The sequence below is a fragment of the Rhodococcus sp. IEGM 27 genome (assembly GCF_033142305.1).
Classification (GTDB): Bacteria; Actinomycetota; Actinomycetes; order Mycobacteriales; family Mycobacteriaceae; genus Rhodococcus_F; species Rhodococcus_F oxybenzonivorans.
The window spans coordinates 1009358-1035516 of record NZ_JAWLSG010000001.1; the positions used below are offsets into that span (position 1 = coordinate 1009358).

Below are 26159 nucleotides of genomic sequence, written 5' to 3' on the forward strand. Positions count from 1 at the left end.
TGGCACGTCGACCGATCAAAGGTGTGACATGAGTGTAAATCCCTTGTCCGAGAACGCTGTCGACTCAACTCTTGCCACCCGGCCGTATCGGGTCGTGCAATGGGCGACAGGAAACATCGGCACCCGTGCACTCCGGGCGGTGATCGAACACCCGACGCTGACCTTGGCCGGTGTGTACGTCCACGCAGACGACAAGATCGGCCGCGACGCGGGCGAACTGTGCGGGCTGCCCGCTACCGGCATCACCGCCACCCGGAGCATCGAGGAGGTCGTGGACTCCGGAGCGGATTGTGTGCTGTACATGCCGCGTGCGTGCGACTTCGACGAAGTGTGCTGGTTGCTGGCGTCGGGGATCAATATCGTGACAACCCGCGGTGAGTTCCACTATCCGGCGGGCATGGACCCCGAGGTACGCGCACGGGTCGAGGCCGCGTGCGAGCTCGGCAACACCTCGATCCACAGCACCGGCAGCAGTCCCGGTTTCATCACCGAAGCCGTTCCGCTCGTGTTGACCTCGATCCAGCGACAGCTCGACAACTTGACGATTGACGAGTATGCCGATCTGTCGCAGAGGGATTCGCCCGACCTCTTGTTCAACATCATGGGATTCGGACGCGCTCCCGGTGGTTTCAGCGAAGCCCGGTTATCACATGCGCGAACGAGTTTCGGGCCCTCGCTCCAACTCGTCGCCGACGCCCTCGGGCAGCCGCTCGATTCCGTGGAGGCGAGTGGCGAGGTTGCCACCGCCCGCCACAGAACCCACATCGCCGCCGGGGTCCTGGAGGCGGGTACGGTGGCGGCCCAGCGAATTACCGCCGCCGGTATGCGGGGCGGCCGGGCACTGTTACGCTTCCGCGCTACCTGGTACTGCACAGCCGACGTCGATCCGGCCTGGGACGTCCGCGCCACCGGCTGGCATGTCACTGTCGATGGGGACGCACCCCTCGACATCGACATCACAATGCCGGTGCCACTCGAACGGATGGGTGCGGTGGCGCCCGGTTACACGGCACACCGCGCTGTGAACGCGGTGCCCTTCGTGTGCGCTGCCGCCTCGGGAATCCGCTCGACCACCGACCTTCCCCAGGTCATTGCCTCACTCGGTTGATCCGCGCGCATCACAGAAGGCCGGGTCTTCCGTCTCGTACCGGAAGACCCGTGTGTCGTGGGCGGCCTCGGACGCGGGAGCGAGCAACAGATCAGCCGCCGTGTAGGGGTCGTGGCGGCCGGCCGCGACCGAGGCGGCAAGGTGCGCCAGGCCGGGATGAGTCCGCAGGCGAGTGTGTGCAAGGGAGAGCACCTGTGCCCGCGCCCGGGCTGTCCGGCGCGCGAGTGTGTCGGCGCGACGGTGGGCCTCGATCACCTCCACCAACGTGGACACGCCCTCGGCTCGTGCGGCGACGAGGGTGAGAATCGGCACGTGGGACTCGGCTCGGAGGTCTCGCACGGTCTGGTCGGCGCCATCGCGATCGGCCTTGTTGACGACGAGGATGTCTGCGACCTCCAACAAACCTGCCTTCGCGGCTTGGATAGCGTCACCTGCACCGGGGTTGAGTATCACGATCGTGGGGTCAGCGATGGCCGCGATCTCGATCTCGGACTGCCCCACCCCCACCGTTTCGAGCAGGATGAGGTCATACGACAGCGCCCCGAGCAGGCGGATGGCCGCGGGCACCGCCGCGGCCAGTCCGCCCAGGTGGCCGCGCGTTGCGACCGACCGTATGAGCACACCCGGGTCGTTGATGTGCGCAGCCATCCGGATTCGGTCGCCGAGTAGCGCACCGCCGCTGTACGGCGAGGACGGGTCGACCGCCAGTACCGCCACCCGCAGGCCCCGCTGCCGATACTCTGCGACGAGGGCTCCGATGGTCGTCGACTTTCCGGCACCGGGCGGCCCCGTCACACCGACCACCCGGGCGGGCGCCGCGGCCGGCGAGTCGACCACCGCGGCCAGCGAGTCGAGCACTTCGGAGCGACGGTTACTCTCGACCAGGCTGAGCAACCGTCCCGCCGCACGCACGGATCCTGCACGCGCTGCCGCGACGAGGTCCGACACACTGGATGACGCAAGGAAATCACTGACGGGTCGGCTCACAGTCACGGCGCTGGAACCTCGATCACCGTCGCCGACCCCATTCCCCCGCCCGCACACATTGCCGCCACACCGATACCGCCACCGCGGCGGCGCAGTTCGTGCACCAGCGTCACCAGCATCCGGGCACCGGTCGCTGCGACCGGATGTCCGAGCGAACAACCACTTCCGCTCACATTGACCCTGTCCGGCTCGATCTCGAGCAGCTTGATAGTGGCAACGCACATCGCGGCGAAAGCTTCGTTGATTTCGAACAGGTCGACATCGGCGAGGGAGATACCCGCGCGGCTAAGGGCTTTCGGGATTGCCCTGACCGGCGCCAGACCGGTGAGTGCGGGGTCGATCCCGACGGACGCCCACGACCGGACGGTGGCCAGCGCGGGTAATCCGAGACGGTCACTCGCAATCGTCAGGACGGCAGCGCCGTCGTTGCCACCGCACGCGTTGCCTGCTGTGATGCTGAACCCTTCGATCTCCGGATGCAGCGGCTTCAGTGACGCGAGTTTCTCCAAGCTCGTCTCGCGCCGCGGATGCTCGTCGACCGAGAAGAGTCCGTGGGGCGTGTCGATGGGAACGATCTCCTCCTTGAACCGGCCCTCATCGATGGCCTGTACGGCGTTGCGATGTGAGCGAAATGCCCACTCGTCCATCTCCTGCCGGGTCACGCCCGCCTCGACGGCCGCGTTCCATCCGACCGTGATCGACATATCCATGGTGGGGGCGTTGGCCTGTTCGGGATGGGTGGGCGGGAACCACGGCACCCACTCGCCGTCCACCTTGAACAGTGATTTCGGCGAGGTGGACGCCGAGTTGACTCCGCCGGCTATGACCAGCTCGTCCATACCCGCCCGGATGCTCGCGGCCGCGCTCTGCACCGCGGCCTGGCCGGCAGCGCAGTGCCGGTTGTGCGCCAGCCCGGGAACCTCGGTCAGGCCTGCGGTGAGTGCGGCGTGCCTGGCAACCACCCCGCCGCCGTACAGGCCCTCACCCAAGATCACATCGTCGATCAGACCCGGGTCGATATCTTCCGCTGCTGCGGCGACGACGTGGTGAGCGAGGTCGTGAGCGGTGGTGTCGCGCAACGTTCCCTTCACGGCAGTGCCGATGGGAGTGCGCAGAGCGGAAACGATGACTGCTTCAGGCATGGGAGTTCTCCAGTTCGGCCACAAGGGTGCGGCGCAGTAGTTTTCCGGTCTCGGTTTTCGGGAGTTCATCTCGGAACACGACGGTGTCCGGGGTTTTCGAGGAACGCAGCCTGTCTTTGACCCACTGCCTGATTTCGGCCGGGTCGGCGTCACCGACGAGAACAGCGACTATTCGCTGTCCCCATTCGGTGTCGGGTATTCCGATCACTGCTGCCTCGGAAATCGCCGGGTGGCGGAGCAGCACGTCTTCGATCTCTGCCGGTGCGATGTTCTCGCCGCCGCGGATGATCGTGTCGTCAGCCCTGCCCTCGACGAACAGGTAGCCGTCCGCATCGAGGTGACCGAGGTCCCGGGTCGCGAACCAGCCGTCCGCGTCGAGCACACTGCGTCCGCCGTATTCGCCGGAAATCTGCTCGCCCCGCACGAAGACCAGGCCGGTCTCGCCTGCCGCGACCGGCTCACCGGTTTCCGTGCGGACCTCGATCTCGATCCCGGGCAGCGGCCGCCCGACCGACCCGAGCCGGTCCCGCACAGCCGGATCGCTCGTCGCGAACGCCGCCCGGTGATCTTCGGGGGACAGAACGGCCACCGACGACGCCGTTTCGGTGAGACCGTAGGCGTTGACGAACCCCGTGTCCGGGAATGCGCGCAGCGCGTGCTCGAGAACGGGCCTCGGAGTACGGGATCCGCCGTAGGCCAGGCTCTGCAGCGTCGGCGTTTCCGCGTCGGCGTCGCCCAGTTCGGCGGCGACGCGGGCCAGCATCGTGGGCACCAACATTGCGTGCGTGATGCCCTCGCGCCGGACGGTGTCAAGCCACACGGTCGGGTCGAACCCGGCCAGATAGACGACGCGACGCCCGGTGTACAGGTTCGAGAGGAGGTTCGTCAGGCCGGCGATGTGGTAGGGCGGAACTGCCACCAACGCGGCATCCGTGTCCGCGGCGGATGCGAACTCCATCGTGTTCAGGACGTAGGCCAGCAGGTGCCGATGCCGCAGCACAGCAGGCTTGGGATCGGACGTGGTCCCGCTCGTGTAGATGATCACGGCGACGCTGTCACCGTCCCACTGCGCGGCAGGCGCTTCCGCGGGCGCGTCCGGCACCACGTCGACATCGACGAGTGCGTCGAGATCTTCGGGGCGGAGGATCACGGCGCCGGCATGGCGATCCTGCAGTGCAGTCAACTGCTGATCACCGAGCCGGTAGTTGAGTGGCACGAACGGGACGCCGGCCAGGGCGGCACCGAACAGGGCGACCGGATAGCCGAGATGATTGGCACCGAGATAGAGCACGGCCGGGTGATCCCGGAACCGGTCGGCGGCGCGGTGGGCGAGGTCGAGGAGCTGCGCGGCGGTCAACGAGCGCTCGTCGACGGTCACAACCGCCTTGTCGCTGTCGGTCGCGGCCATCTCTAGAATCATGTTGATGTTCATGAGAACATGATTCTCTCAGTACAAGAGGCTTACTTGCAAGAAGGGAAATTGCGATGCAGATCATGGGTTGTTCCGCGATAGTCGTCGGAGGCACGGGCGGGTTGGGCCAAGCCACCGTTCGCCGTCTCCATGAGGCGGGAGCCAAGGTGGTCGTCGCCGACGTCGCCGACGACAAGGGCAAGGAACTGGAGGAGGAGCTGGGAGTCCGCTACGTGCGTACCGACGCCTCGGACGAGGAATCCGTCGGGGCTGCGATCGCCGAGGCGGAGTCGCTGGGGCCGCTGCGCATCTCGGTGGACACACACGGCGGCCCAGCCGGGGGCGGGCGGCTCGTCGGCAAGGATGGAAGCCCCATGGATCTTGCTGCCTTCCGGACAACCATCGAGTCCTACCTGATCTCGTCCTTCAACGTCATGCGATTGGCCGCGGCCGCAATCGCCAAGCAGGAGCCGATCGACGACAGCGGCCGAGGCGTAATCATCAATACCGCGTCCATCGCGGCCTACGAAGGCCAGATCGGACAACTCCCCTACTCCGCAGCGAAGGGCGGCATCGTCGGCATGACCCTCGTGGCCGCCCGGGACCTCTCCCCCCTCGGTATCCGGGTCGTGACGATTGCACCTGGCACCATCCTGACTCCGGCCTACGGCAAGGCCGGCGATCAACTCGAGGCCTACTGGGGGCCCCAGGTTCCCCATCCCAAGCGGATGGGCCGGCCATCCGAGTACGCGACTCTCGCCGCATCGATCGTCGAGAACGACTATCTCAACGGCGAGGTCATCCGGCTCGACGGTGGCCTGCGATTCCCGCCGAAATAAGTGCGAATGCGGCGGAGGTCTCGGGAACCGTCGTTCCCGAGACCTCCGCCGCACTCATTCCGGCCGCACGTCGGTCACCAGCGTGCTGGTGCCGGTGTGTCGATGCGCAGCGGGCGCTGGTAGGACAGATCGTCTTTGGCTCGCGTGCCTCTCAGGAACGCCTTCTCGGTGAAGAAGCGCGATTGCAACATCGACGCGTCTGCCTTCGCGCTCCATTCGACGGTCGAGCGCCGCACCGCGATCCGCCACCGACCGTCGCGTCGTTCGAGTCGGTCGAGATAGCGGCCGTTGAGTAGCTGCACGGTGACCCCGTCGTTGAGGAGTAATCCCACCAACACGTAGCTCTCGCAGTGGGCGGTATCGCCATCGATCTCGCACGTGTGGGTGGTGATGTTGTGTGTATGCGCCAGAGAGGTGGCCGCGTGTGCGGCATTCGCCCAGTTCGCGTAGTCCGGTCCTTTGTTGGTGCTGGTGCCGTGCTCGTCGATTCCGTCGTCGTGGTAAGTGCCACACAGGAGATCGGAATCGTGGCGATCGCAGCCACGAGAATGCCTGGCAACGCAGTCGAGGATTTCGCCGCGGTCCATCAAGTACCGCACGTCACGCTGGAGCCTTGCGACATCGTCGGTGGTCATCTGCCTCTCCTTCAAAGATGGTCCGGTGAGTGTGGATGGTGGCCGATGCATGCCGGCTGCATGCGCTCAAGCGACGGCTTCCTCGCCGATCAGGGTGGTCCGGTGCAGCAACCGGGGTGAGGTGGGCGCATAGGGGACAGCGCGGTGCAGCATTCCGGTGTTGTCCCATAAGACCAGGTCGCCGCGACGCCAATGATGTCGCAGAGAAAATCGAGGTTGCGTCGACCAGTCGAGCAGACGGTCGAGAAGTGCCCGCCCCTGCTCCTCGGGCCAGCCGACCACGTGGGCGGCGGTCGCGCCGAGCAGAAGCGACTTCCGTCCGTTGCGACGCGTCCAGATCAGGGGGTGCTCGCGCGTCGGCACCCGCGCCCACGCTGCCCTTTGCTTGTCCGACGGATCAGGGTTGGCCAGCAGTTGCGCCGCTGCGAAGCTGTGCACCACGCGCAGATCGGCGAAAGATGCCTTTTCTTCCTCGGTAAGGGCTTCGTAACTGGCGTAGGTGTTGGCGAACTCGGTGTCACCGCCCTCCTCTGATACCTCGAGCGCGGTGAGGAGCGTCGACTTCTGCGGGACCGCGTCAGTGGCGCCGTCGATGTGCCAGTGAAAGGTGCCCTTGTTGTAGGAAGCCAGGACAGTGGTGGCTGGATCCAGACTGATGGCCGAGATTTCCGGGTGGTTCTCCTGACCACCTACCGGCGCCACGACGACGTCGCCGAGCATGCGACTCAGGGCTACCAGGTCGGCATCTGCGATGTGGGCGTCACGAAAGACCACCACACCGTGCATGTCGAGCAAGGCTCGGCACCGGGCGGCAGCCTGCGCGTCGGCGAGTCGGCTGCCCTCGATTCCCGTGATTTCGACACCGACGGTATCGGTGATGGGGGTGACATTGGCAAACATCAGTTCCTCCTTGGAAATATGATTCTCATATCAAGCTATCAATATTCCTATTTCGATACTACAGTTCTCTCATACAGAGATCTGTACTTGATCGACAGGGCATAAGGCACGGCTGGGGCCGTGCGGCAAGGAGATTCACATGCGTATCGGATTGACCGGCGGCGCCTCATCGACCGACAAGATCGTGCACCAAGCGGTACAAGCCGAGGCGGATGGCTTCACCTCACTCTGGTACGCCAGCACCGTCGCCGGTGATCCGCTGGCGGCGGTGACGGTTGCCGGTCGCGCCACGACATCGATCGAACTCGGAACCGCTGTCCTGCAGACCTATCCGTGTCACCCCCTCCTGCAGGCGAATCGGGTAGCCGCCGTTTCCGAAGCAATGGGCCGTCGCGGATTCACTCTGGGTCTGGGCCCTTCACACGAGTCCCTGGTGCGCGAGGTGTACGGACTCTCCTACGAGCGGCCCGGCCAGAACACCGAGGAATATATACGGATCGTCGCCGCACTGCTCCACGGTGAAGAGGTCGACATCCGCGGTCAGGAGTGGACCACACGGAGTGCCGGCCGCATGGTGCCCCTGGTCCACGAGGTGCCCGTCCTTCTTTCGGCCATGTCACCACGCATGCTCCGGGTGGCAGGGCAGTACGCCGACGGCACCATCCTGTGGATGGCTTCCGCGAAGGTGATCGAATCCCGCGTCGCGCCCGCGATCCATGCCGCCGCGACAGGCGCGGGCCGTGCCACTCCCCGGATTGTCGCCGGGCTCCCCGTGGCGGTTCACGACGACGCCGATGAAGCCCGCGAAGCCGTTGCCGCAACCGCCACCATGTACGCGGGAATGCCGAATTACCAACGCATTCTGGAAGTCGGCGGTGCGTCGAGCCCGGCCGACGTTGCCATCGTCGGCGACGAGACGTCGGTGCGCACCCAGCTGCAAGGTCTCCTCGACGCGGGTGCCACCGACATCTGGGCTGCAGCCTTCCCCGTCGGCCCCGACGCGAAAGCGTCGATCGGCCGCACCAAGGACCTTCTCCGAGAACTGGCCACCACCGACGGGTAATTCCCGGGTCACGGCTCACACGACGAAGGCCTGGTCCCCGACCTCCTCTCGAGTCAGGTCGGAAGATCCGCCGGGATCCAGTTCGGATTGCGCTTCTCCATGAATGCCCGCATACCCTCGCGAGGCTCCGGCGAAGTTTCGAGTGCACCGAACATCGTTTGATAGTCGATGAATCCGTAACGCTCGTTCAACATTCGCTTCACTTGGGCGCGGGCCTCGGGGGACGTCTGCAGGACCTCGCGTGCAGCCTCCAACGCGGCGGCCCGCAGATTCTCGTGGGGTACCACGCGGGAGATCACCCCCAGGCGCTGCGCCTCGGCGGCATCGAAGCGGCGCGCGGACAGCATGAGGTCCCGCGCTGCGGCTATGCCGATGTGCGCGGGAAGAGCCGCTGCAAAGGTCGCATCGGGGATACCGCGGAGGAGCTCGGGCACCCGGAATGTCGCCCGATCGCTGGCAACCGCGATATCGGACATCATCGCGACCACCAAACCGCCCGCCTGACAGATGCCGTTGACGGCCGCGATCACCGGTGCCCGACTGTCCCGGATCGTGAGGAACGGGACCACGTCGTTGCCCGCCAGTCCCTCGGGGAGCGAGTCGCCCGGCTCTGCTCGGCCGCCGAGATCACCACCCGGCGCGAACACGTCGCCGACACCGGTGATGATGAGCGCAGCAAGGTCGGGATCGGAATTCACCAGCCGGACAGCCCGCTTCAGACCGAAATACATAGCCGGCGTGAACGCGTTCCGCGCCGCCGGCCGATCGATGACGCACCAGCCGATCGAACCCTCACGCTCGAACCGCAGGCCACCGGTTCCCAAGTCGTCGCCCATACCCTTCTCAGCTCTTTCCCGCCGTGAGCCGGGCGATGTTGGTCTGGAAGTCGTCGGACTGGAACGTCAGCTCCTCGGCGGTCATCGCATAGTCCAGCGTGGCGAGTACGGCCCGCTCGATATGCATGTTCAGCAACCGCTTCGTGCTCTCGACAGCCTGCCGGGGCTGTTCGGCAATGCGTTTGGCACAAGCGAGGGCTTCGCTCAGCGGATCGGCAACCATATGGTTGGCCAATCCGAGCTCGCATGCTTTCGCCGCGGGTATGCGTGCGCCGGTGAGGGCGTATTCCTTGGCTTGCAGCAGACTGATCTGCAGCGGCCAGGTGAGCGGTCCACCGTCGGCCGCGACCAACCCGACCTGCACATGAGGATCAGCGAGGTACGCCGTCTCGGCCATGTAGACGATGTCACTGAGCGCAACCAAGCTGCAGCCCAGTCCCACAGCCGGTCCGTTGACCGCCGCGATCACCGGAATACGGCAGCGTGCCATCCCGAGGACGAGTTCGCGGCCGTGAGCGATGGTCCGGGCGCGCAGTTCGCGGTCTGCCGCGAGCTCGGCGAGGTAGGCGAAGTCGCCACCCGCAGAGAAGGCTTTGCCGCTTCCGGTGAGTACCGCGGCGCGGGCATCCCGGTCTTCGCTCAGCTGAGGCCACAACCGCGCCAGTCCGGTGTGCAAGCCGTCGTTGACGGCATTGAGCGCGTCGGGCCGGTTCAGCGTGATGATGCGCAGGGCACCGTCCGAGCGGACGTCGATCTCCTCGGGCATGTCGTACATGTCAGACTCCCAATCCAAGAATTCGCGAGGCGATGATGTTCTTCTGAATCTGCGACGTTCCACCCATGACGCTCTGTGCGCGGCTGTACAGGTAGGCGCCCAGCATGTCGGTGTCGCGAGTGCCGGCCTCGGACACCGCTGCGTGCCCGACCGATTGTTCGACCCAGGTCATGAGCAGCTTGTCGAGCGACCCCTCCGAACCGTGCGACACACCGTCGAGCTGTTCGGACAGCCTGCGACGGACATGCAGGCGCAGCATCTCCGTCTGCACTGCAGCCCATGCCAATTCCGCAGAGAGGCTCCCTTCCGACCGGGCGACGAGATCGCGTACGAGCTTGTCGTACCTCGCGGCGAAACCGAGCGTGGAGGGCTCTCGTTCGTGCCCGACCACCGTCATCGCCAGCGCCCACCCTTCCCCCGGCGCACCGACCATGTTCTCCGCGGGCACCGTAGCCCCGTCGAAGAGAACCTGACCGAACTCTTTGGTGACGCCGCTCATCATCTGCAGCGGTCGCTGCTCGATTCCCGGTTGCTTCATCGGGACGATGAACGCCGACAAGCCGCGGTGACGGGGCTTGTCAGGTTCGGTACGGGCGAGCAGCAGACACCAATCGGCCACATCCGAATAGCTCGTCCAGATCTTGTGTCCGTGAATGACGTAGTTGTCACCGTCACGGGTGGCGGTGGTGGTGAGTGCTGCGAGATCCGATCCGGCGCCCGGCTCACTGAATCCCTGACACCAGCGCTCGGTTCCGTCGATCATTCCGGGCAGGAAGGTGCGGCGGAGTTTCTCGCTGCCATGCCTGCCGAGTCCGATCACCAGATACCCGAGGCTCGGCCGGGCGGGTGCGCCCGCGATGGCCAGTTCCTCGTCCAGGATGACGTCGTAGACGGGCGGTAGCTCCTGACCACCATATTCTGCGGGCCACGACAAACCGAAGAACCCGGCGCCGTAAAGCGCTCGGTGCCATTCGGGCTGCCGTTCCCAGTACTCGTCACCCGAAGTCGGGAACGTCTTGGCCGTGTCCGCCAGCCAGGACCGCAGTCGGTCCCGGAAGGCGGCTTCTTCCGGCGAGTCACGAAAGTCCACGGTGTATCTCCTCCAGGCGTACGGGGAACAGTTCGGTGGACGTCAGTGCCCGCCGAAGGTAGACGTGCGCGAGGCATTCCCAGGTGTTGCCGATGCCGCCGTGTACCTGAATCGCCGTCTCGCACACGGTTCGGGCAGCACGCACGCAGTAGATCTTCGCGACTCGCGCAGCCTGCTGCGCCTCGCCGGGAGTCAGCTGGTCGAGCGCCCAGGCTGCATGACGGAGCACGCTCACCGAACCCTCGATCAGCGCCTGACTCTCCGCGAGCAGATGCGCCACGGCTTGATAGGAACCGATCGTGTTGCCGTACTGCTCGCGCATCTTTGCGTAATCGACGGCGAGCGCTTGGGCGCCGCGGGACGTGCCGACCAGGTCGGCGCAGGTGACGAGGACGGCGAGGGCATGCCAGCGCTCGACGTGCTCGGCGGACAGTTCGCCGAGGGGTTCGAACGGCTCGACTATGTCCGCGAATCCTCTGGTCAGGTCCGCTCCCGGAACAACGGCTCCCACTCGACCGGCCGAGATCCGGTTTCCGCTCAGAACGAGGGCGCGTTCGAGTCCCCGCGCGTCGGTCGCTTCCCCGTCGAGGGCCACCGCCCATGTCTGCTGATCATCGGAAACGTGCCGGTGTAAATCATCGGCGAGGACGGGTCCGAGGAAGGGAATATCGACCAGGCCCCGGCCGAATTCCTCGGCGACGATGGCGACTTCCACACCCGACGCCCCGTCGGATCGAAGCGATCGCCACCCTGTTGTGGCCACCGCCTTCTCCAACCGTGCGAGCCGAGTGTCGTCGGCGAGGTCCTGGACCGATCCCGGTCCCAGATCGTCGGCCAATTTGGCTGCGGCATCGCGCAATTGTTGCTGTTCACTTGTCAGACGTACGTCCATAGCGCTCCTTGAGTTCTCGGCGCAACACCTTGCCGGACGGCAGGCGAGGAATGTCGGATACGAAGACCACCCGGCTGGGCCGCTTGTAGGACGCCAACCGGTCTCCCACGAGGGTGATGAGTTCTTCGGCTTCGGTCGTGCCGGTCCGTGCGACCGCGGCGATCACTGCTTCCCCGCTGACCGGGTCGGGGACCCCGAACACCGCACAGTCCACGACGCCGGGGTGCCCGTGCAGCACGGCCTCGATCTCGGCGGGCGCAACCTGAAACCCCTTGACCTTGATCATCTCTTTCGACCGGTCGGTGAGCCGAAGCCAGCCGTCCTCGTCGAGGTAACCGACGTCCCCGGTCCGGTACCACCCGTCCACGAACGCCTCGGCATTCGTCTCCTCGGGCAGGTAACCTGCCATAAGCGAATTCGCTCGAGCCTGAATCTCGCCCGGTTCTCCCACGCCCAGCGGCTCACCGGTCTCGAGCGACACCACCCGGATGCTGACGCCCGCAACGGGGCGTCCGACACTGTCCAGACGGGCCCCTTCGATCGGGTTGCAGGCGATCACCGGTAACTCGCTGGCGCCGTACGCGGGTACCCAGCCGACCCCCGCGCGCCGGGTGACGGTCTCGGCGACGCTCGGCGTGACCGGAGTGGCGCCCCACATGATGTAGCGCAGCGACGACAGGTCGAACGATTCGAGGTCGGGATGCTGGGCAATGGCCAGCGCAATCGGCGCGACGGCCATCTCCACCGTGATCCGATCGGTCTCGATGTGCCGCAGCATCCGGTCCACGTCGAACCGACGGTGCAGCCGCACCCATGCGCCGACCTCGAGTGCCGTCATGATGTTGAGGACGCCCAGGATGTGTGAGGGCGGAGTAAGCACCTGCATCCTGTCCGCCGACGACAGTTGCAGCGCGTCACACCACTGCCGCACGGCGGCACCGAAAGATGCGTGCGTGTGCCGCACGGCCTTCGGCATCCCGGTGGTGCCCGAACTGAACACGAGTAGGGCCTCGGCAATTGGATCGGGTGGCGGAAAGGAGCATTGCGCGGGGTCGACCGGATCGTCGAGGCTCAGCATCGGCAGAAGTCCGGCCAGGACCGGACTGTCCCCGACCGCGAGCGTCGGATTCGTGAGCGCCAGCGCGTGCGCGACTTCGTCATGCTTGTACGCCGGGCTGATCAGCACGACGGCGGCGCCGAGCCGCCAGATCGCTCGAACGGCCACGACGAATTCCGGCCGGTTCGACGACATCAGAGCAACACGGTCACCTGCCTTCACGCCGCGACCGGCCATTTCGGCAGCCAGCCCGTCGGCCAGAGCGTCGAGTTCACTGAGGCTGTATTCGCGCTCCTCGAACACGAGCACGGTCGCTTCTTCTTCCTCGTCGGGGGCCCGGTATCCGATGCCTGCCCCGTCTCTCGTGTGGGAATTCACCATTGAGAAGTCCTATCTCGTTAGAGAGAATGATATTCTCTCACAGTTAGAATCTCAATATCAGGAGGCGACGGGCATGTCGAGACCACCCTTGTTCCAGCGCGCGACCGTGACGCGAATCGTCAAGGAGAGCTCGGACGCGCGCACGCTCGTGCTCGCACCGCACGACGGTCCGTTCTCCTATCGGGCCGGGCAGTTCTGCACATTCCGGGTCGACGTGGACGGAACCGAGCTGTTCCGCTCCTACTCCATGTCGAGCGCACCGGAGACCGATGGCGAGCTGATGACGACGGTCAAACGGGTTCCCGGCGGCAAGGTGTCGAACTGGCTGCACGACAACGTCGCCGAGGGTGACGCCGTCGAACTGACACGGCCCGCGGGAACCTTCTGCCTGCGTCCGACCTCGGCGCCGTTGCTCGGGTTCAGCGGTGGCAGCGGGATCACCCCGATCCTGTCGCTGGCGAAGAGCGCGCTGGCGACCACGGACCGGCATGTCCGGCTGCTGTGCGCCGACCGAGACCACGCATCGGTGATGTTCGACGCGGTACTGAACGAACTCACCGAGCGCTATCCCGACCGGTTCTCGTTCGTACGGCACCTCGACGACCGGGGCGGATTTCTCGACGCTGCCGCCGTACGCCACTTCGTCGGCGCCGAAGGAGATGCCGACTCCTACCTGTGCGGGCCCGAGCCCTTCATGGCTCTGGTGGAGTCGGCCTTGCCAGGGCCGGGCAGGATCTTCAGTGAGCGGTTCGGCGCCGCGGCCCCGACGGCGCCATCGGCCGACGCACCCGATTCCGGGGTCGAGGGAACCGTCTCGATCGTTCTGGGACGGAAAAAGGTGTCGGTGCCCAGAAAAGCGAACGAGACCCTGCTGGAGAGCGCCCGGCGCGCCGGGCTCACGCCACCGTTCTCTTGCGAATCAGGCAACTGCGCCACCTGCATCGCCACCGTGACCGAGGGCAGCGCGACCATGCGGGTGAACGACGCGCTGAGCGACGACGAGGTGGCCGAAGGCTACGTCCTCACCTGCCAAGCCGTGCCCGACACCGGGTCGATCAAGGTCCGCTACGAGTGAACCGGCAGGCCGCCGTGCTCACCGAGGCGCGGCGGCGGCCCGTAATCCGGGTCGAAGCCGGCCACGCGGATGGGGCTTCCGACCAACCGGAAGTCACCGGCAGTGGCGATCATCTCCGGTGTGGCTGCGAGTGCGTCGGGCAGTGAACGCACCGCTGCCGCAGGCACTCCCAACGGTCGCAGCCGGAACTCCCAGCCCGTCGCGGAGTCGGCCGCCAGAGCCGCGGTCACGACTGCGAGGACCTCGTCACGACGTTCCGTGCGCTCGGCCATCGTCGGAAATCCTTCGATCCCCGCTTCCGTAGCGAACTTCCGCCAAAACGCGTCATGTGTGATGAACAGGGCGAGATGGCCCTCCGCAGTCGGAAACAACTGCGCAGGCACGTAGTACGGATGGGCACCGAACGGCATACGTCGCGGCTCGGTGCCTTCGTTGAGATACGCCGACGCGCGGTAGTTGAGTTGCGACAGCATGACGTCGCGCAACGACACCTCCACTTGACCGCCGCGTCCGGAGATGATCTGGGCCAGCAATCCGAGTGCGGCTGCCATTCCGGTCGAGTTGTCGGCAGCGGAGTACCCGGGCAGCGTCGGCGGCCCTGCCGGGTCACCGGTGAGTGCGGCGACACCCGTGACAGCCTGAATCACGTAGTCGAAAGCTGGGTCGTCTCCCTCGTCGAGACCGTAACCGGTGAGCGCGACACAGACTATTTTGTCGTTCCATCGACGCAGAGCGTCGTAGGTCAGGCCGTACCGGTGAATGGCGGACGGCTTCAGGTTGACGAGCAGGGCATGGGATTCGGCCGCAAGTTCTCCGAGACGGGCCTGTCCCTCGGCGGTCGTCAGGTCTACGCAGATACTCCGCTTACCCCGGTTCAGGCTGGCGAAGTAGGCGTCGCTCACCTGCCGCGAGAGGTCACCGCTCGGTGGTTCTATCTTGGTGACCTCTGCGCCGAGGTCTGCGAGCATCATGGTGGCGTACGGACCCGCGAGGATATGGCCGACCTCGAGGATCCGGATGCCCTCGAGTGGCCCCGCAGTCACCGCAACTCCTTGACGAGTTCGGCGACGACGTCCCGGGTACGACGCTTCGAAGCGATCAGCTCGTCCCGGTTGTCGCCGATCGGCAGCAGGCGCATCGACAGGTCGGTGACCCCCGCGTCGGCGTATCGGCGGAAGCCCGCAAGGATGGCGTCCTCGTCTCCGGCGACGCACAGATCACCGATGTCCTCGGCGTCGCCGTATCCCAGGAGCCGCTGATAGTTGGGGGAGATCTCCGCTTCCCCGAGGATCCGGTTGGCGCGCTCACGCGCGGTGTCGACTTCCGAAGGCCGGCAAAGACAGACCGGGACACCCGCGATGATGCGTGGAGCCGGACGCCCCACATTGTCGGCAGCCTTGGTAATTCGCGGGACGACATGGTCGGCGACCGCTCGCTCGTCGGCCATCCAGAGGATGGTCCCGTCGGTTCGCTCGCCTGCGATCGTCAGCATCACCGGGCCCAGGGCTGCTACCAGGACCGGCATCGGGGCCACCGGTCCGATCTCGAGCGGGTTGTGCACGGTGAAGGTGTTGTTCTCGATATCGACCGGGCCGGGTGCGAGCAGCGCGGCGTCCAGTACGTCCAGGTAATCGCGGGTGAACGCGGCCGGCTTCTCATAGGGGAGACCGAGCATGTCCTGAACGATCCAGTGGTGTGAGGGGCCGACTCCCAGCGCCAAACGTCCTCCGGTGGCGGCATGCGCGGAGAGCGCCTGTCGCGCCAGTGCGACGGGGTGTTGCGCCTGCAGAGGTACTACCGCCGTGCCGATTTCGATGCGGGACGTCCTCGTTCCCATCAACGCCACGGCGATCAGCGCGTCGAAGTCCGTGGGGACCTGCGGAACCCAGACGGAGTCCAACCCTGCGCTCTCCGCCCACTCCACGTCGTCCAGCATTCGGGCGACCTTCCGCGCGGAGTCCCCTCGCTCGGGCCCGATCATCACTCCGATTCGCACTGTTCCTCCAGGTCCGAAAATTGTTCTCGCACGCGTGGCCGGGTGGTCGACGCGGTGTAATCGCCTTTCGGCTTCTATGACGAAAGGTCAAGAGGGAGCGGGAGTGCCGGTGAGTGCGCGCACTCCGGTGACCAGATCCTCCAGGGGGGTGCTGGTGGGGAAGACCGCCGCAGCTCCCGCGGACAGCAGGCGCGGAACGTCCTCCTGGGGAATCGTGCCGCCGACCACCACAGCGATGTCACCGGCGTCCGCAGCGCGCAGCGCATCGACCGTTCGCGTGGTCAGCGCCACATGGGCGCCGGAGAGAATGCTCAGACCGACGACGGCAACATCCTCCTGGAGGGCAATCGACACGATGTCCTCGACCCGCTTGCGGATACCGGTGTAGATCACCTCGAAACCGGCGTCGCGGAGTGCGCGGGCGACGATCTTGGCGCCGCGATCGTGACCGTCCAGTCCAGGCTTCGCTACGAGTATGCGGGCGCTCATCAGAACACCACCGGCTGCTGGAATTCGCCCCAGACAGCTTTGAGCGCGGATACCATCTCGCCGACAGTGCAGTAGGCGTTGGCGCAATCGATCAACGGGTGCATGAGGTTTTCGGTTCCTTCCGCGGCGCGGGACAGAGCGGTGAGGCAGGCATTGACCGCCTCGGGATCACGTTCGGCTTTCACTTTCGCCAGCCGTTTCAGCTGCAGCTCGCGCCCTTCGGCGTTCAGCTCGTACGTGGAGATTTCGGGCGGCGGCTCCGGCGAGACGAACCGGTTGACCCCGACCACCGGGCGTTCCCCCGATTCGACGTCCTTGTGCAGCTTGTACGCCTCGTCGGCGATGAGGCCTTGCAGGTACCCGTCCTCGATGGCGCGAACCATGCCGCCGTGCTGATCGAGATCGTCCATGATCTCGATGAGGCGGGCCTCGGTGGCATCGGTCAGCGCTTCGACGAAGTAGGAGCCGCCGAGCGGATCCGCGACACGCGTCACTCCGGTCTCGTAGGCCAGAACCTGCTGGGTGCGCAGCGCCAGGGTCGCCGACTCCTCACTGGGCAGGGCGAACGGCTCGTCCCACGCCGCGGTGAACATCGACTGCACTCCCCCGAGCACCGAAGCCATCGACTCGTACGCCACTCGCACCAGATTGTTCTGTGCCTGGGGTGCGTAGAGGGACGCGCCGCCGGCAACACAACCGAACCGGAACATCGACGCCTTGTCCGTCACCGCACCGTAGCGCTCCCGCACGATCGTGGCCCATCGACGACGTCCTGCCCGGTACTTGGCGATCTCTTCGAAGAAGTCCCCGTGCGTATAGAAGAAGAACGAGATCTGAGGAGCGAACTCGTCGATCGTCATTCGCCCACGTTCGACCACCGTGTCGCAGTAGGTGACTCCGTCTGCGAGCGTGAAGGCCATTTCCTGCACCGCGGTGGCTCCGGCGTCGCGAAAGTGCGCACCGGCGACCGAAATAGCGTTGAACCTCGGCACCTCGGCCGCGCAGAATTCGATGGTGTCGGCAATCAGCCGTAGCGACGGCTCCGGCGGCCAGATCCACGTGCCCCGGGAGGCGTACTCCTTGAGGATGTCGTTCTGGATCGTCCCGGTGAGCTTCGCCCGCGGCACGCCGGCCCGCTCGGCCGCGGCCACATAGAACGCCAGCAGTATCGCCGCCGTCCCGTTGATGGTGAAGCTGGTGCTGATCTTGTCCAGCGGGATGTCGGCGAAGAGGACTTCGGCGTCGGCGAGGGTGTCGACCGCGACCCCGACCCGGCCGACTTCCTCGGTGACCTCGGGGTCGTCGGAGTCGTAACCGCATTGGGTGGGCAGGTCCAGTGCCACCGACAATCCGGTGCCGCCCTGTTCGAGCAGGTACCGATAGCGCTGGTTGGACTCTTCCGCGGTGCCGAATCCGGAGTACTGGCGGAACGTCCACAACCGGCCCCGGTAGCCGGAGGCGAAGTTGCCGCGGGTGAAGGGAAAGGTGCCCGGGGCGGGCGGCTCTGCGCGCCTGTCGGTCGGCCCGTAGACCGGCTCCAGCGGGATGCCCGAAGAGGTTTCAGCGAAGTCGTTCACGATGGATACAGTACTTGCAGAAAATGAGAATGCCAATATCATCGTCGAGAACGCAATGATCGACAGTGTCGGAACAGGGAGAACGATGTCCAGCCAGCAGAACGCACTCAATGACCGGACCATGATCGTTTCCGGCGGTAGCCGCGGGATCGGACTGGCGATCGCGATCGCCGCGGCCAAGCAGGGGGCAAACGTGGTTGTGCTGGCCAAGACGGCGGAGCCGCACCCGCGCCTTCAAGGGACGGTCCACACCGCCGTCGCGGACATCGAGGCCGTCGGAGGCAAAGCAGTCGCCGTGGTCGGTGACGTCCGCCGCGAGGAGGATGTGCAGCGCGCCGCCGACACCGCGGTGGAGCGGTTCGGCGGCATCGACATCTGCGTGAACAACGCCAGTGCCATCGCGCTCGAGGGAACCGAGGAACTGTCAGCCAAGAAATACGACCTCATGCAGGACATCAATTGCCGCGGGACGTTCCTGCTGACCCGCGCCTGCCTTCCCTATCTTCGGAGCTCCCCCAACCCGCATGTGCTCACCATCTCGCCTCCGGTGAACCTGAACCCGCGCTGGCTCGGCGCACACCCGTCGTACACGTTGTCGAAGTACGGAATGAGCTTGCTGTCGCTCGGCTGGGCGGCCGAGTATGCCGACGCCGGGATCGCAGCGAACTGCCTGTGGCCGCAGACCTACATCGCCACCTCCGCGGTCGCGAACATGGAAGACGGCACCTCCCTGCTCTCCTCGTCGCGCAGTCCGGAGATCATGGCCGACGCAGCAGTCGAGATTGTGTCCCGGCCCGCGAAGGAGACCAGCGGACACTGCTACATCGATGCGGACGTGCTCGCGGAGTTGGGCGTCTCGGACCTGTCCCGCTACGGCGGCGGGGACGCCCCCCAGCTCGATCTCTTCCTCGACTGACGGGACAGGACCCTACGAGGAAGCTTCGCCGCGCTCGACGGGTCGACAATCGACCGACCGGCTGCGACAGGCCGGGAAACCAGTGCCGTAATCTTTGGTGCGAACCGACACGAACCTTTGCCTTGGAGCAAAGGTTCGTGAAGGTGTCGTGACCGGGAGTGTCACGGCCTCTGCGCCCAGAGACGAGAGAACGGTGCCCCGCACTCAGGAACACGCCGAACGTTATCGCGACGCACTCACCGCGCTCGCTGCGGCAACTCAGCGCCCGGCAAACGTCGTCAACACCGGCGCAGGCTACGCAATTCGCGTCGATTTCGAGTACAACCGCTACCTGCTGGCATCGAACGGAACCGACGGATTGGTCGACCAGACCGACGCCGCCGCTCTGTGGAAGGTGAGCCTCCACCAGGGTACGGCCGACGGCACCGCCGACGAAGTGCTGGCGGTCGCGGAGCATTCGTGGCTGGTCGACGCTTTCGACATCGCTTTCGCGGACATTCGTGCCAGCGGCAAGTGGCAAGCTGCGGATGCCTCGTTCGACGAATTCAACCCGACGAACGACGAATTCAACCCGACGAACGACGATCAGACCGCAAGCTGACGTGACGAGAAGTGACCCGCCGGCAGCTGCCGTGCGGGTGACGCGTGTTCAGACCCCCGCGTGGGGCGAGTTCTGAGATTCGACTGCCTGTTCCAATTCGGCGTTTCGCGCCGCCAACAGCGCGTTCTGCGCTTCCAGTTCGAGGATCTGGCGGATACCGATCAGATTGACCCCGTCGGCGACGAGTTCGGTGATCTTGTCGAGGCGCGCAATGTCGTCTTCGCTGTACCGGCGCGTGCCGCCGCCGGTACGAGTCGGCGTGATCAATCCGCGCCGTTCGTACAACCGCAGAGTCTGGGGCCCGATGCCCGTCAGCTCCGAAGTCACCGAGATCCCGTAGACACCTCGCTTCGAACGAGGTGGCATCTGAGAGGACGTCACCGGATCTCCCTTCTTCTCAGGGAATACCAATCCTATCAAGGATCGACAGACACAATGTGACGCGGGGGGTACAAATTCGGTCGAGGTGGACCCTCGGTGGAGGAGACCATCGACAATCTTCGTCACGATCGCGGTGCCACACAACTTCACGACCCGCACTCTCGCCGCAACCGCTAGACAGGATTCCACTTTTTCGGGCGACCCATGTCTGCGCTGACCGCAAGTTCCGCACCACCCAATCTCGCCGATAACCGCAGCTAAACGCGCTATTAGACCGTGTGCGCCCCATCCTCCGACGAGCCTCCTCGGCAGATACCGCGGCGCTCGACGAACAAAATTCCTGATCGGCTCGCTTGAACTTCTAGTTCCAGGGCTGTACAACAAAATCTATCTTCACCAACGCAGATAAGTTCTCGGTCAGACATCGAGCGGGCATCGCACGACAGACTGCCGGGCGCGAGGAAAGGAGAAAACGATGGCCAGCCGACATGCGAACGCGACCCCCGACGACGGAGAGGTTCTGGTCCTTCGGGCGGGCAGCGGAGGAGCGATCGTCAGTGGCCTCCTCGCGACGCTCGCCCTCAGCACCCTCGCCGTCCTCGATTCGCTTCCGACCTGACCCGACTCGAACCAACTCACATTGCCGTCGAAAGAGAGACCAGGGTGATAACGCGACCGTCCGTGATCGTCTCCGTCGCCGTCCAGTGCGTAATCGGAGTGTCGGTCATTGCCGGGTTCACGGCCGCGGCGACCGGTTCGATTCCCCTTGCTGCGTTGGTCAGCACAGCCCTCCTCGGGGTCGCCGGCCTCTTCGCTGCTACCCACCGATCCGCTCGAGAATGAGAACAATGCAGACCACACGACAGGACGCCATGATCATGCCCACTGTTTCATCGTTTTCCGCCCCCACTCGATCCGCCGCCGGGCGGAGCGCGAGCGCGATGAGCACCGAGGAGATCAAGGCACGCATCGAGGCCATGTATGCGGCCCGGGACGTCGACAACCCCCCGGCACTCGTCGACTAGGGCCGCACCGCCGCTTCACCGCAACGAAGACTTTTTGCCGACACCATCAGCGCTCCCGCTGATACCGGCCGGTCAGAGAAGGGCTGAGTACATGACCATGTCCATCCCGCTCGCCGAAGCACCCCGCGAGCTCCGCCGCACCACCCCGATCTCCTCCACGACGTGCCGGAAGCTGCCCCGGACACAGCTCTCCGTCGATGTCCCGCCGAATCCTCGGCCCGCGCGTACACCGGACACCACCCACCGCGCCCGCGATCAATACCGTGACGTACCCGCACAATGCGAAGCCATCGCTCAGCTCGACGCCTCTGATCCGCGCCGGGAAGTGCTGCGCGAGAGGCTGATCGAACGATGCCTCCCGCTGGCCGAACACATCGCCCGCCGATTCCACGAACGCGGAGAACCGCTGGACGACCTGATCCAGGTCGCGCGGCTCGGTCTCGTCAAGGCCGTCGACCGATTCGACGCAAGCTACGGAGCGAACTTCGTGTCCTTCGCGGTCCCGACCATCACCGGCGAGGTGCGCCGCCACTTCCGGGATACCGGGTGGGCCATGCGCGTGCCGCGCAGCATGCAGGAACTTCACCTCGCCCTCATGGGAGCCACCAAACAACTGACCACCACGCTCGGTCGGGCGCCTACCGCAAGCGAACTGGCGAAGGCACTCGACATCGACAAGAGCGAGGTTTTGGAGGGACTGCGCGTAGCTAACGCCTACAGCACCCTGTCGGTCGACTACCCGCTCACCGACGACGAAAGGCCGCTGTCGGAGACGCTCGGTGATATCGATCCGGCGTTGTCCCGCGTCGAAGATCACGTGACCGTCCAACCGCTGCTGGACGCGCTGCCGGACCTCGAGCGCACCGTGCTCGTGCTGCGCTTCTTCGGGAACATGACGCAGTCACAGATCGCCGCGCGGGTGGGCGTATCGCAGATGCAGATCTCGCGACTGCTGGCCAAGACACTGAAGGATCTGCGAACCAAGCTCGAATGACGCATTTGTGGTCAACATGAAAGGAGTGCCGATGGTCAATTTTCTCGACAAGGTCAAGGGACGAGCCCGGGCACGTGGTCGGCGCGAGGACCTCACCGACACCGCGAGCCGCCCCGACCGTGGGTCGACGGCGGACTCAGGGGAAAGCGCCGACCCCACCGCCCTGCTGAGGGACACGTTCATTCCGTAGGGGCCCCGGATCCTCGTGCCGCATTCGGCACGAGGATCGGTCGGAGAGCCTCCTGTCAGGATTGAACTGACGACCGCTCGCTTACAAGGCGAGTGCTCTACCACTGAGCTAAGGAGGCGGACACGCGCGCCCATCATATCCATAAGGAGAACGCCGTCGTCCTCCGGCCATATTGGATAGCGTTGATGCCATGAGTACCTCGGAGATCGCCACTGTCCTTGCTTGGCACGACGCCCTCAACTCCGGCGACATCGACACGTTGCTGTCGCTGTCGAGTGACGACATCGAGATGGGTGGACCGAAGGGTGCGACCCAGGGCCTGACGCCGCTGCGGGAATGGGCGTCGACCGCGAACATCACGCTGATCCCGAAGCGAATGTATTACTACGACGGCGTCATCGTCGTCGAACAGCAGGCCACGTGGGCGACCGCACCCGAGGAGACGAGTATTGTGGCGTCCGCGTTCCGAGTAGTCCACGATCAGGTCATCTCCACTTTCCGCCACGAGACACTCGATGCAGCGTTGAAAGCAACCGATTTGACCGAGAAGGATCGTGTCTCAGACACGTAGTATGGCGAAGCTCACAGAGGGTATGGCAAAGCTCACAGACACGCTCCAGCGTTTGACCGGCGACCGCCGGGCCACCGTCGACACGGTGACGGCGGCGCCGACGCCACTCCAGCCGATCGACCTCACCGATGACGCGGTGGTTGCCGAGGTTCTCGACCTCGCCGTCCGGGTCGGTGAAGTTCTGCTCGCCTCGGGGACGGGCGCGATGGACACCGCCGAACAGGTGCAGTTCATCGCGGCGACCTACGGCCTCGCGCAGTGCGACGTGGACGTCACCTACAACTCGATCGTCCTCTCCGCCTACCGCGGGCCCACCCTTCCCCCCGCGAGCACGATGCGGATCGTGCACTACCGCTCCATGGACTTCACCCGCCTCGCCGCGGTCGACCGCCTCACTCGGCGTATCCGCCGCGAGGCCGTCACTCCGAGCGAGGCCCACGAGGCACTGACCGCTGTCACGACGGCGCCGCATCCCTACAACCGGTGGATCGCGACGTTGGCGTGGGCGTCGATGGCCGCATCCATCTCCGTGTTGATGGGTGGTGGGGTGCTGGTGGCGTCGGTCGCCTTCCTCACGACGATGGTGATCTACCGGGTCAACCGCGTCCTCAACCGGGTGGGGCTGCCGTTCTTCTTCCAGCAGGTGGCTGGCGGTCTCGTGGCCGCTGCCCCGGCCGCCACTCTTTATACGTTCCAGGATCAGCTGGGTGTCGAAGTTCGACCGTCGCAGATCATTGCGGCCGGCGTGGTGGTGCTGTTGTCCGGATTGTCACTGGTCGGCTCCGTCCAGGACGCCATCACGGGCGCACCCATCACCGCGGCCGCCCGATTCTTCGAAGTGGTCATGATGACCGGCGGCATCATCGCCGGTGTGGCCATCTCGCTGCGGGTCACCGGGTTGTTCGGTTCCACACTTCCGCCGGTCAACGTGGAGATCGACGAACTCACCCAACTGCCCGTGCTGGTCATGTCGGGCGCGTTCGCATCGATGTTCTACGCGCTCGCCTGCTACGCCGAGCAGCGTGCGCTGACGGCGGCCTGGATGGGCGGTGCGGCCGGGTCGCTGGTCTACATGGTGGCGCATCAGTTCGGAGTGGGGCCCATCATCGGCTCCGCACTCGCGGCGACAGTGGTCGGTTTTGCCGGTGGTCTGATGGCTCGCCGAGCGCTCACACCGCCTCTGGTGGTCGCCGTGGCCGGCATCACCCCACTGCTTCCGGGCCTCTCGCTGTATCGAGGGCTGTATGCACTGCTCAACAACGAGGTAGTGATCGGACTGAGCTCACTGCTCGCCGCCTTCGGTATCGGCTGCGCACTCGCGGCGGGCGTCACACTCGGCGAATGGCTGGCCAGGACCCTCCGGAGGCCGCGCATTCTGCGGTACACAGAGAACATCCGCCGCCCCGTCATCAAGACGAGGCGGCGGAAGCCCGTGGAAACGCCCAGGGCGGCCTGAAAGACACAGAACCGTTCGATCCGTCCCAACCGGGGCGGATCGAACGGTCGTGGTCTCGGTGAGCTGTCACCGCAGTGCAGCTCCGAGCAGGTCAGCTCTTGTCGACGCTGTGACGACCACCCGACTTCTCATCGGCCTCCATGGCCTCACGCAGGCTTTTCGGCCGCATGTCCGTCCAGTTCTTCTCCACGTACTCGAGGCATGCTGCGCGGCTCTCTTCGCCGAAAACCACACGCCAGCCCGCCGGCACCTCAGAGAACGTCGGCCACAGAGAGTGCTGCTCTTCGTCGTTCACCAGCACGTAGAAGCGGCCTTCTTCGTCATCGAATGGATTGGTGCTCATCTCGCCTCGCTTGTCGCATACGTGTCCTGTGCGTTCACACTAGCAAGCGTGCCGATCCGGCCACGCCGTGTTACGACAGATGTCAAGATCTCTCCCGCCCGCACGGCAACGTTCGACAGGAGCGACGACGTGATTCCGTGCGTTTTCTCCGTGCCGCCCTGAAGGTAGATTCCCGCTGTGACGTCCGGCGAAACCGCCAGCCGATAATCGCGCCCTACCTCACGCGGCGGGTGCACAGCCGGTGCGAGTTCGCCGAGGAGCGGTTCGAGAGGCGCCGGAGTGAACCCGGTGGCAAGAATCAACGCATCACAGGCGAGTGTGTCCGTGAGGCCGTCGACGGCGCTGCGTACCGCCACATCGATGCCGTCCGAACTTTCCTCGACGGAGACGATCTCGGAGGCGCGGCGCATGAAGAGGCGGCGGCGACCACGAACCCGCTCCTGGTACTCCTTGGCATACAGCTCGTTGATGAGTTCGATGTCCACCACCGAATAGTTGGTGCTGCGATGGACATCGAGCAGCCGCAGGCGCTCGACCTCGGGTGCGCCGTGCAAATCGTCCACGGCCTCCGGGTCGAAGATTCGGTTGGCGTAAGGACTGTCGTCCGCCGGGCTGTAGCCGTACCGCGAGAAGACGCTGTGGACTTCGGCATCGGGGTAGTTGGCGTGCAGGTACTGCACAATTTCGGCAGCACTCTGGCCGGCCCCCAGAACGGCGAATCGCCGGTGGGCGAGGGTGGGCAACTCACCGATGCGGAACAGGAACTGATGATTGTGGAAGCACCGCATGGAGGGCGTGGCCCACTCCGGAATACGCTCGCGCAGACCCGCACCCATCACGACGTTGCGGGCGATCACCGCTGTGCCGTCCGACGCCCGGACCTCGAAACGGTCGATCATTCCCTCGCTGTTGCGGATTCCTCGCACCGATTCCACCGCCGTGCCGTACCGGACATCCGCGCCGACACGTCCGGCAGCCCACTGCAGGTAGTCGTGAAACTCGTGCCGGGTGGGGAAGAACGTCTGGTGATTAACGAAATCGACGAGACGTCCGCGCTCGAAGAGGTAGTTGAAGAAGGTGTACGCGCTGCGCGGGTTGCGGAATGTGACGAGGTCCTTGGGGAAAGCGATCTGCATCGTCGCCCCGTCGAGCAGCATTCCGGGATGCCACCCGAAACGATCCTGCTTCTCCAGGAACTGCGCGCTGATCTGCTCCCCCGGCGCGCAGTTCGCGTTGTGTTCCTCGATGGCAATCGCCAGTGCGAGATTCGCAGGTCCGAACCCGACACCCACGACATCTCGCACTGGGAGATCCGTATCGACCATTTCCGGCGAATCGTTCATAGCACGCTGTCCCGTCCTCGACGCCGCGTCGCACCCGACCCAGCTGCCGTCTGCCCTAGAAGGTAGTGAAGCCTATCCTTATTTCG

The 26159-nt window shown here is 65.3% G+C and carries 30 protein-coding genes and 1 tRNA gene; 12 read left to right on the forward strand and 19 right to left on the reverse strand.

Annotation, left to right across the window (positions count from 1 at the left end; genetic code table 11):
- The first annotated feature begins 28 nt into the window (after window positions 1-28).
- Window positions 29-1108 (forward strand): dihydrodipicolinate reductase, encoded by a 1080-nt coding sequence (locus tag R4P95_RS04790; RefSeq protein WP_213573658.1) that lies wholly within the window; start codon window positions 29-31, stop codon window positions 1106-1108.
- Here the strand turns inward: R4P95_RS04790 and meaB are convergent.
- The 3 genes from meaB to R4P95_RS04805 are packed head-to-tail and all read right to left on the reverse strand — an operon-like array spanning window position 1097 to window position 4669.
- Window positions 1097-2101, reverse strand: a complete 1005-nt coding sequence (meaB, locus tag R4P95_RS04795) for a methylmalonyl Co-A mutase-associated GTPase MeaB (RefSeq protein WP_249354011.1) — start codon at window positions 2099-2101, stop codon at window positions 1097-1099. The two genes, R4P95_RS04790 and meaB, sit on opposite strands and share 12 nt — an antisense overlap.
- The gene (locus R4P95_RS04800; protein WP_213573660.1) at window positions 2098-3237 is read right to left on the reverse strand and encodes a thiolase family protein; all 1140 of its coding nucleotides are present in this window, start codon (window positions 3235-3237) and stop codon (window positions 2098-2100) included. The genes meaB and R4P95_RS04800 overlap by 4 nt, the downstream gene beginning before the upstream one ends.
- Window positions 3230-4669, reverse strand: coding sequence for a class I adenylate-forming enzyme family protein (locus R4P95_RS04805; RefSeq protein WP_317743736.1), 1440 nt, complete (start codon window positions 4667-4669; stop codon window positions 3230-3232). Before R4P95_RS04805 ends, R4P95_RS04800 begins: the two co-directional genes overlap by 8 nt.
- Window positions 4670-4722: 53 nt before the next feature.
- On the opposite strand from R4P95_RS04805, the gene R4P95_RS04810 reads away from it, so the two are divergent.
- Entirely contained in the window at window positions 4723-5487 is a 765-nt protein-coding gene (locus R4P95_RS04810; RefSeq protein ID WP_109326970.1) for an SDR family oxidoreductase, read from the forward strand.
- Window positions 5488-5561: 74 nt separating this feature from the next.
- On the opposite strand, the gene R4P95_RS04815 is transcribed toward R4P95_RS04810, so the two are convergent.
- Together R4P95_RS04815 and R4P95_RS04820 are read right to left on the reverse strand one after the other, a co-directional pair.
- Window positions 5562-6122: a nuclear transport factor 2 family protein gene (locus tag R4P95_RS04815; RefSeq protein WP_213573664.1), complete on the reverse strand. Its 561-nt coding sequence runs from the start codon at window positions 6120-6122 to the stop codon at window positions 5562-5564.
- A gap of 66 nt (window positions 6123-6188) precedes the next feature.
- On the reverse strand, window positions 6189-7022 hold the full coding sequence (locus R4P95_RS04820) for a TauD/TfdA dioxygenase family protein (RefSeq protein ID WP_213573666.1): 834 nt from the start codon (window positions 7020-7022) through the stop codon (window positions 6189-6191).
- Between the two features lie 139 nt (window positions 7023-7161).
- Between R4P95_RS04820 and R4P95_RS04825 the strand changes: the two genes are divergently transcribed.
- On the forward strand, window positions 7162-8085 hold the full coding sequence (locus R4P95_RS04825; RefSeq protein WP_213573668.1) for a TIGR03564 family F420-dependent LLM class oxidoreductase: 924 nt from the start codon (window positions 7162-7164) through the stop codon (window positions 8083-8085).
- Between the two features lie 53 nt (window positions 8086-8138).
- Here the strand turns inward: R4P95_RS04825 and R4P95_RS04830 are convergent, their stop codons facing one another.
- The 5 genes from R4P95_RS04830 to R4P95_RS04850 are packed head-to-tail and all read right to left on the reverse strand — an operon-like array spanning window position 8139 to window position 13116.
- The gene (locus tag R4P95_RS04830; protein ID WP_213573670.1) at window positions 8139-8921 is read right to left on the reverse strand and encodes an enoyl-CoA hydratase/isomerase family protein; all 783 of its coding nucleotides are present in this window, start codon (window positions 8919-8921) and stop codon (window positions 8139-8141) included.
- Between the two features lie 7 nt (window positions 8922-8928).
- A complete protein-coding gene (locus R4P95_RS04835) occupies window positions 8929-9696 on the reverse strand; it encodes an enoyl-CoA hydratase/isomerase family protein (RefSeq protein WP_213573672.1) in 768 nt (255 codons plus the stop codon).
- Window position 9697: 1 nt separating this feature from the next.
- Window positions 9698-10786, reverse strand: coding sequence for an acyl-CoA dehydrogenase family protein (locus R4P95_RS04840; protein ID WP_213573674.1), 1089 nt, complete (start codon window positions 10784-10786; stop codon window positions 9698-9700).
- On the reverse strand, window positions 10773-11678 hold the full coding sequence (locus tag R4P95_RS04845) for an acyl-CoA dehydrogenase family protein (protein WP_213573677.1): 906 nt from the start codon (window positions 11676-11678) through the stop codon (window positions 10773-10775). Before R4P95_RS04845 ends, R4P95_RS04840 begins: the two co-directional genes overlap by 14 nt.
- Window positions 11656-13116, reverse strand: coding sequence for a class I adenylate-forming enzyme family protein (locus tag R4P95_RS04850; RefSeq protein ID WP_213573679.1), 1461 nt, complete (start codon window positions 13114-13116; stop codon window positions 11656-11658). The genes R4P95_RS04845 and R4P95_RS04850 overlap by 23 nt, the downstream gene beginning before the upstream one ends.
- A 73-nt stretch (window positions 13117-13189) precedes the next feature.
- Between R4P95_RS04850 and R4P95_RS04855 the strand changes: the two genes are divergently transcribed.
- A complete protein-coding gene (locus tag R4P95_RS04855) occupies window positions 13190-14191 on the forward strand; it encodes a ferredoxin--NADP reductase (RefSeq protein ID WP_317743737.1) in 1002 nt (333 codons plus the stop codon).
- Here the strand turns inward: R4P95_RS04855 and R4P95_RS04860 are convergent.
- The 4 genes from R4P95_RS04860 to R4P95_RS04875 all read right to left on the reverse strand — a co-directional run bounded on the left by R4P95_RS04860 (window position 14182) and on the right by R4P95_RS04875 (window position 18253).
- Complete coding sequence (locus R4P95_RS04860) at window positions 14182-15234, reverse strand: CaiB/BaiF CoA transferase family protein (RefSeq protein WP_213573683.1); 1053 nt, start codon at window positions 15232-15234, stop codon at window positions 14182-14184. The genes R4P95_RS04855 and R4P95_RS04860 overlap by 10 nt on opposite strands.
- On the reverse strand, window positions 15231-16187 hold the full coding sequence (locus R4P95_RS04865) for an LLM class F420-dependent oxidoreductase (RefSeq protein ID WP_213573685.1): 957 nt from the start codon (window positions 16185-16187) through the stop codon (window positions 15231-15233). The genes R4P95_RS04860 and R4P95_RS04865 overlap by 4 nt, the downstream gene beginning before the upstream one ends.
- Before the next feature lie 87 nt (window positions 16188-16274).
- A complete protein-coding gene (locus R4P95_RS04870; RefSeq protein WP_317743738.1) occupies window positions 16275-16676 on the reverse strand; it encodes a cobalamin B12-binding domain-containing protein in 402 nt (133 codons plus the stop codon).
- Window positions 16676-18253, reverse strand: coding sequence for a methylmalonyl-CoA mutase family protein (locus tag R4P95_RS04875; RefSeq protein WP_213573687.1), 1578 nt, complete (start codon window positions 18251-18253; stop codon window positions 16676-16678). The genes R4P95_RS04870 and R4P95_RS04875 overlap by 1 nt, the downstream gene beginning before the upstream one ends.
- An 85-nt stretch (window positions 18254-18338) precedes the next feature.
- Here R4P95_RS04875 and R4P95_RS04880 point away from each other — a divergent pair, with 85 nt between their 5' ends.
- A complete protein-coding gene (locus tag R4P95_RS04880) occupies window positions 18339-19169 on the forward strand; it encodes an SDR family oxidoreductase (protein WP_213573689.1) in 831 nt (276 codons plus the stop codon).
- A 193-nt stretch (window positions 19170-19362) separates the two neighbouring features.
- The gene (locus R4P95_RS04885; protein WP_213573690.1) at window positions 19363-19770 is read left to right on the forward strand and encodes a hypothetical protein; all 408 of its coding nucleotides are present in this window, start codon (window positions 19363-19365) and stop codon (window positions 19768-19770) included.
- Between the two features lie 48 nt (window positions 19771-19818).
- Here the strand turns inward: R4P95_RS04885 and R4P95_RS04890 are convergent, their stop codons facing one another.
- Window positions 19819-20136: a MerR family transcriptional regulator gene (locus tag R4P95_RS04890; protein ID WP_159926889.1), complete on the reverse strand. Its 318-nt coding sequence runs from the start codon at window positions 20134-20136 to the stop codon at window positions 19819-19821.
- A gap of 490 nt (window positions 20137-20626) precedes the next feature.
- Here R4P95_RS04890 and R4P95_RS04895 point away from each other — a divergent pair, with 490 nt between their 5' ends.
- A complete protein-coding gene (locus R4P95_RS04895) occupies window positions 20627-20770 on the forward strand; it encodes a hypothetical protein (protein WP_204164875.1) in 144 nt (47 codons plus the stop codon).
- 16 nt (window positions 20771-20786) lie between these two features.
- Here R4P95_RS04895 and R4P95_RS04900 read toward each other — a convergent pair whose 3' ends face one another.
- Complete coding sequence (locus R4P95_RS04900; RefSeq protein ID WP_213573692.1) at window positions 20787-20936, reverse strand: hypothetical protein; 150 nt, start codon at window positions 20934-20936, stop codon at window positions 20787-20789.
- Window positions 20937-20999: 63 nt separating this feature from the next.
- Between R4P95_RS04900 and R4P95_RS04905 the strand changes: the two genes are divergently transcribed.
- From R4P95_RS04905 to R4P95_RS04915, 3 genes are all read left to right on the forward strand, one after another.
- The gene (locus R4P95_RS04905) at window positions 21000-21176 is read left to right on the forward strand and encodes a hypothetical protein (protein ID WP_317743739.1); all 177 of its coding nucleotides are present in this window, start codon (window positions 21000-21002) and stop codon (window positions 21174-21176) included.
- 91 nt (window positions 21177-21267) lie between these two features.
- Window positions 21268-22170 carry a SigB/SigF/SigG family RNA polymerase sigma factor gene (locus R4P95_RS04910; RefSeq protein ID WP_317743741.1) on the forward strand — a complete coding sequence of 301 codons (903 nt, stop codon included), beginning with the start codon at window positions 21268-21270 and terminating at the stop codon, window positions 22168-22170.
- 31 nt (window positions 22171-22201) lie between these two features.
- Complete coding sequence (locus tag R4P95_RS04915) at window positions 22202-22360, forward strand: hypothetical protein (protein WP_317743742.1); 159 nt, start codon at window positions 22202-22204, stop codon at window positions 22358-22360.
- Window positions 22361-22406: 46 nt separating this feature from the next.
- On the opposite strand, the gene R4P95_RS04920 is transcribed toward R4P95_RS04915, so the two are convergent.
- A tRNA-Thr gene (locus R4P95_RS04920) sits at window positions 22407-22478 on the reverse strand.
- 72 nt (window positions 22479-22550) lie between these two features.
- Between R4P95_RS04920 and R4P95_RS04925 the strand changes: the two genes are divergently transcribed.
- Together R4P95_RS04925 and R4P95_RS04930 are read left to right on the forward strand one after the other, a co-directional pair.
- Window positions 22551-22931: a nuclear transport factor 2 family protein gene (locus R4P95_RS04925; RefSeq protein WP_109326936.1), complete on the forward strand. Its 381-nt coding sequence runs from the start codon at window positions 22551-22553 to the stop codon at window positions 22929-22931.
- Between the two features lie 22 nt (window positions 22932-22953).
- Window positions 22954-24387, forward strand: a complete 1434-nt coding sequence (locus R4P95_RS04930) for a threonine/serine exporter family protein (RefSeq protein WP_317743947.1) — start codon at window positions 22954-22956, stop codon at window positions 24385-24387.
- A gap of 91 nt (window positions 24388-24478) precedes the next feature.
- Here the strand turns inward: R4P95_RS04930 and R4P95_RS04935 are convergent, their stop codons facing one another.
- Both R4P95_RS04935 and R4P95_RS04940 read right to left on the reverse strand, forming a co-directional pair.
- The gene (locus tag R4P95_RS04935; protein ID WP_109326935.1) at window positions 24479-24730 is read right to left on the reverse strand and encodes an MbtH family protein; all 252 of its coding nucleotides are present in this window, start codon (window positions 24728-24730) and stop codon (window positions 24479-24481) included.
- A complete protein-coding gene (locus R4P95_RS04940; protein WP_317743743.1) occupies window positions 24727-26073 on the reverse strand; it encodes a lysine N(6)-hydroxylase/L-ornithine N(5)-oxygenase family protein in 1347 nt (448 codons plus the stop codon). The genes R4P95_RS04935 and R4P95_RS04940 overlap by 4 nt, the downstream gene beginning before the upstream one ends.
- Window positions 26074-26159 lie beyond the last annotated feature (86 nt).

What these genes read in the sequence shown, in the direction of transcription:
- R4P95_RS04790 (WP_213573658.1), top strand. Translation starts at nt 29, where the DNA reads ATGAGTGTAAATCCCTTGTCCGAGAACGCTGTCGACTCAACTCTTGCC.
- R4P95_RS04800 (WP_213573660.1), bottom strand. Translation starts at nt 3,237, where the DNA reads ATGCCTGAAGCAGTCATCGTTTCCGCTCTGCGCACTCCCATCGGCACT.
- R4P95_RS04805 (WP_317743736.1), bottom strand. Translation starts at nt 4,669, where the DNA reads ATGAACATCAACATGATTCTAGAGATGGCCGCGACCGACAGCGACAAG.
- R4P95_RS04810 (WP_109326970.1), top strand. Translation starts at nt 4,723, where the DNA reads ATGCAGATCATGGGTTGTTCCGCGATAGTCGTCGGAGGCACGGGCGGG.
- R4P95_RS04815 (WP_213573664.1), bottom strand. Translation starts at nt 6,122, where the DNA reads ATGACCACCGACGATGTCGCAAGGCTCCAGCGTGACGTGCGGTACTTG.
- R4P95_RS04820 (WP_213573666.1), bottom strand. Translation starts at nt 7,022, where the DNA reads ATGTTTGCCAATGTCACCCCCATCACCGATACCGTCGGTGTCGAAATC.
- R4P95_RS04825 (WP_213573668.1), top strand. Translation starts at nt 7,162, where the DNA reads ATGCGTATCGGATTGACCGGCGGCGCCTCATCGACCGACAAGATCGTG.
- R4P95_RS04830 (WP_213573670.1), bottom strand. Translation starts at nt 8,921, where the DNA reads ATGGGCGACGACTTGGGAACCGGTGGCCTGCGGTTCGAGCGTGAGGGT.
- R4P95_RS04835 (WP_213573672.1), bottom strand. Translation starts at nt 9,696, where the DNA reads ATGTACGACATGCCCGAGGAGATCGACGTCCGCTCGGACGGTGCCCTG.
- R4P95_RS04845 (WP_213573677.1), bottom strand. Translation starts at nt 11,678, where the DNA reads ATGGACGTACGTCTGACAAGTGAACAGCAACAATTGCGCGATGCCGCA.
- R4P95_RS04850 (WP_213573679.1), bottom strand. Translation starts at nt 13,116, where the DNA reads ATGGTGAATTCCCACACGAGAGACGGGGCAGGCATCGGATACCGGGCC.
- R4P95_RS04855 (WP_317743737.1), top strand. Translation starts at nt 13,190, where the DNA reads ATGTCGAGACCACCCTTGTTCCAGCGCGCGACCGTGACGCGAATCGTC.
- R4P95_RS04870 (WP_317743738.1), bottom strand. Translation starts at nt 16,676, where the DNA reads ATGAGCGCCCGCATACTCGTAGCGAAGCCTGGACTGGACGGTCACGAT.
- R4P95_RS04880 (WP_213573689.1), top strand. Translation starts at nt 18,339, where the DNA reads ATGTCCAGCCAGCAGAACGCACTCAATGACCGGACCATGATCGTTTCC.
- R4P95_RS04890 (WP_159926889.1), bottom strand. Translation starts at nt 20,136, where the DNA reads ATGCCACCTCGTTCGAAGCGAGGTGTCTACGGGATCTCGGTGACTTCG.
- R4P95_RS04895 (WP_204164875.1), top strand. Translation starts at nt 20,627, where the DNA reads ATGGCCAGCCGACATGCGAACGCGACCCCCGACGACGGAGAGGTTCTG.
- R4P95_RS04905 (WP_317743739.1), top strand. Translation starts at nt 21,000, where the DNA reads ATGCAGACCACACGACAGGACGCCATGATCATGCCCACTGTTTCATCG.
- R4P95_RS04910 (WP_317743741.1), top strand. Translation starts at nt 21,268, where the DNA reads ATGACCATGTCCATCCCGCTCGCCGAAGCACCCCGCGAGCTCCGCCGC.
- R4P95_RS04915 (WP_317743742.1), top strand. Translation starts at nt 22,202, where the DNA reads ATGGTCAATTTTCTCGACAAGGTCAAGGGACGAGCCCGGGCACGTGGT.
- R4P95_RS04925 (WP_109326936.1), top strand. Translation starts at nt 22,551, where the DNA reads ATGAGTACCTCGGAGATCGCCACTGTCCTTGCTTGGCACGACGCCCTC.
- R4P95_RS04930 (WP_317743947.1), top strand. Translation starts at nt 22,954, where the DNA reads ATGGCAAAGCTCACAGACACGCTCCAGCGTTTGACCGGCGACCGCCGG.
- R4P95_RS04935 (WP_109326935.1), bottom strand. Translation starts at nt 24,730, where the DNA reads ATGAGCACCAATCCATTCGATGACGAAGAAGGCCGCTTCTACGTGCTG.
- R4P95_RS04940 (WP_317743743.1), bottom strand. Translation starts at nt 26,073, where the DNA reads ATGAACGATTCGCCGGAAATGGTCGATACGGATCTCCCAGTGCGAGAT.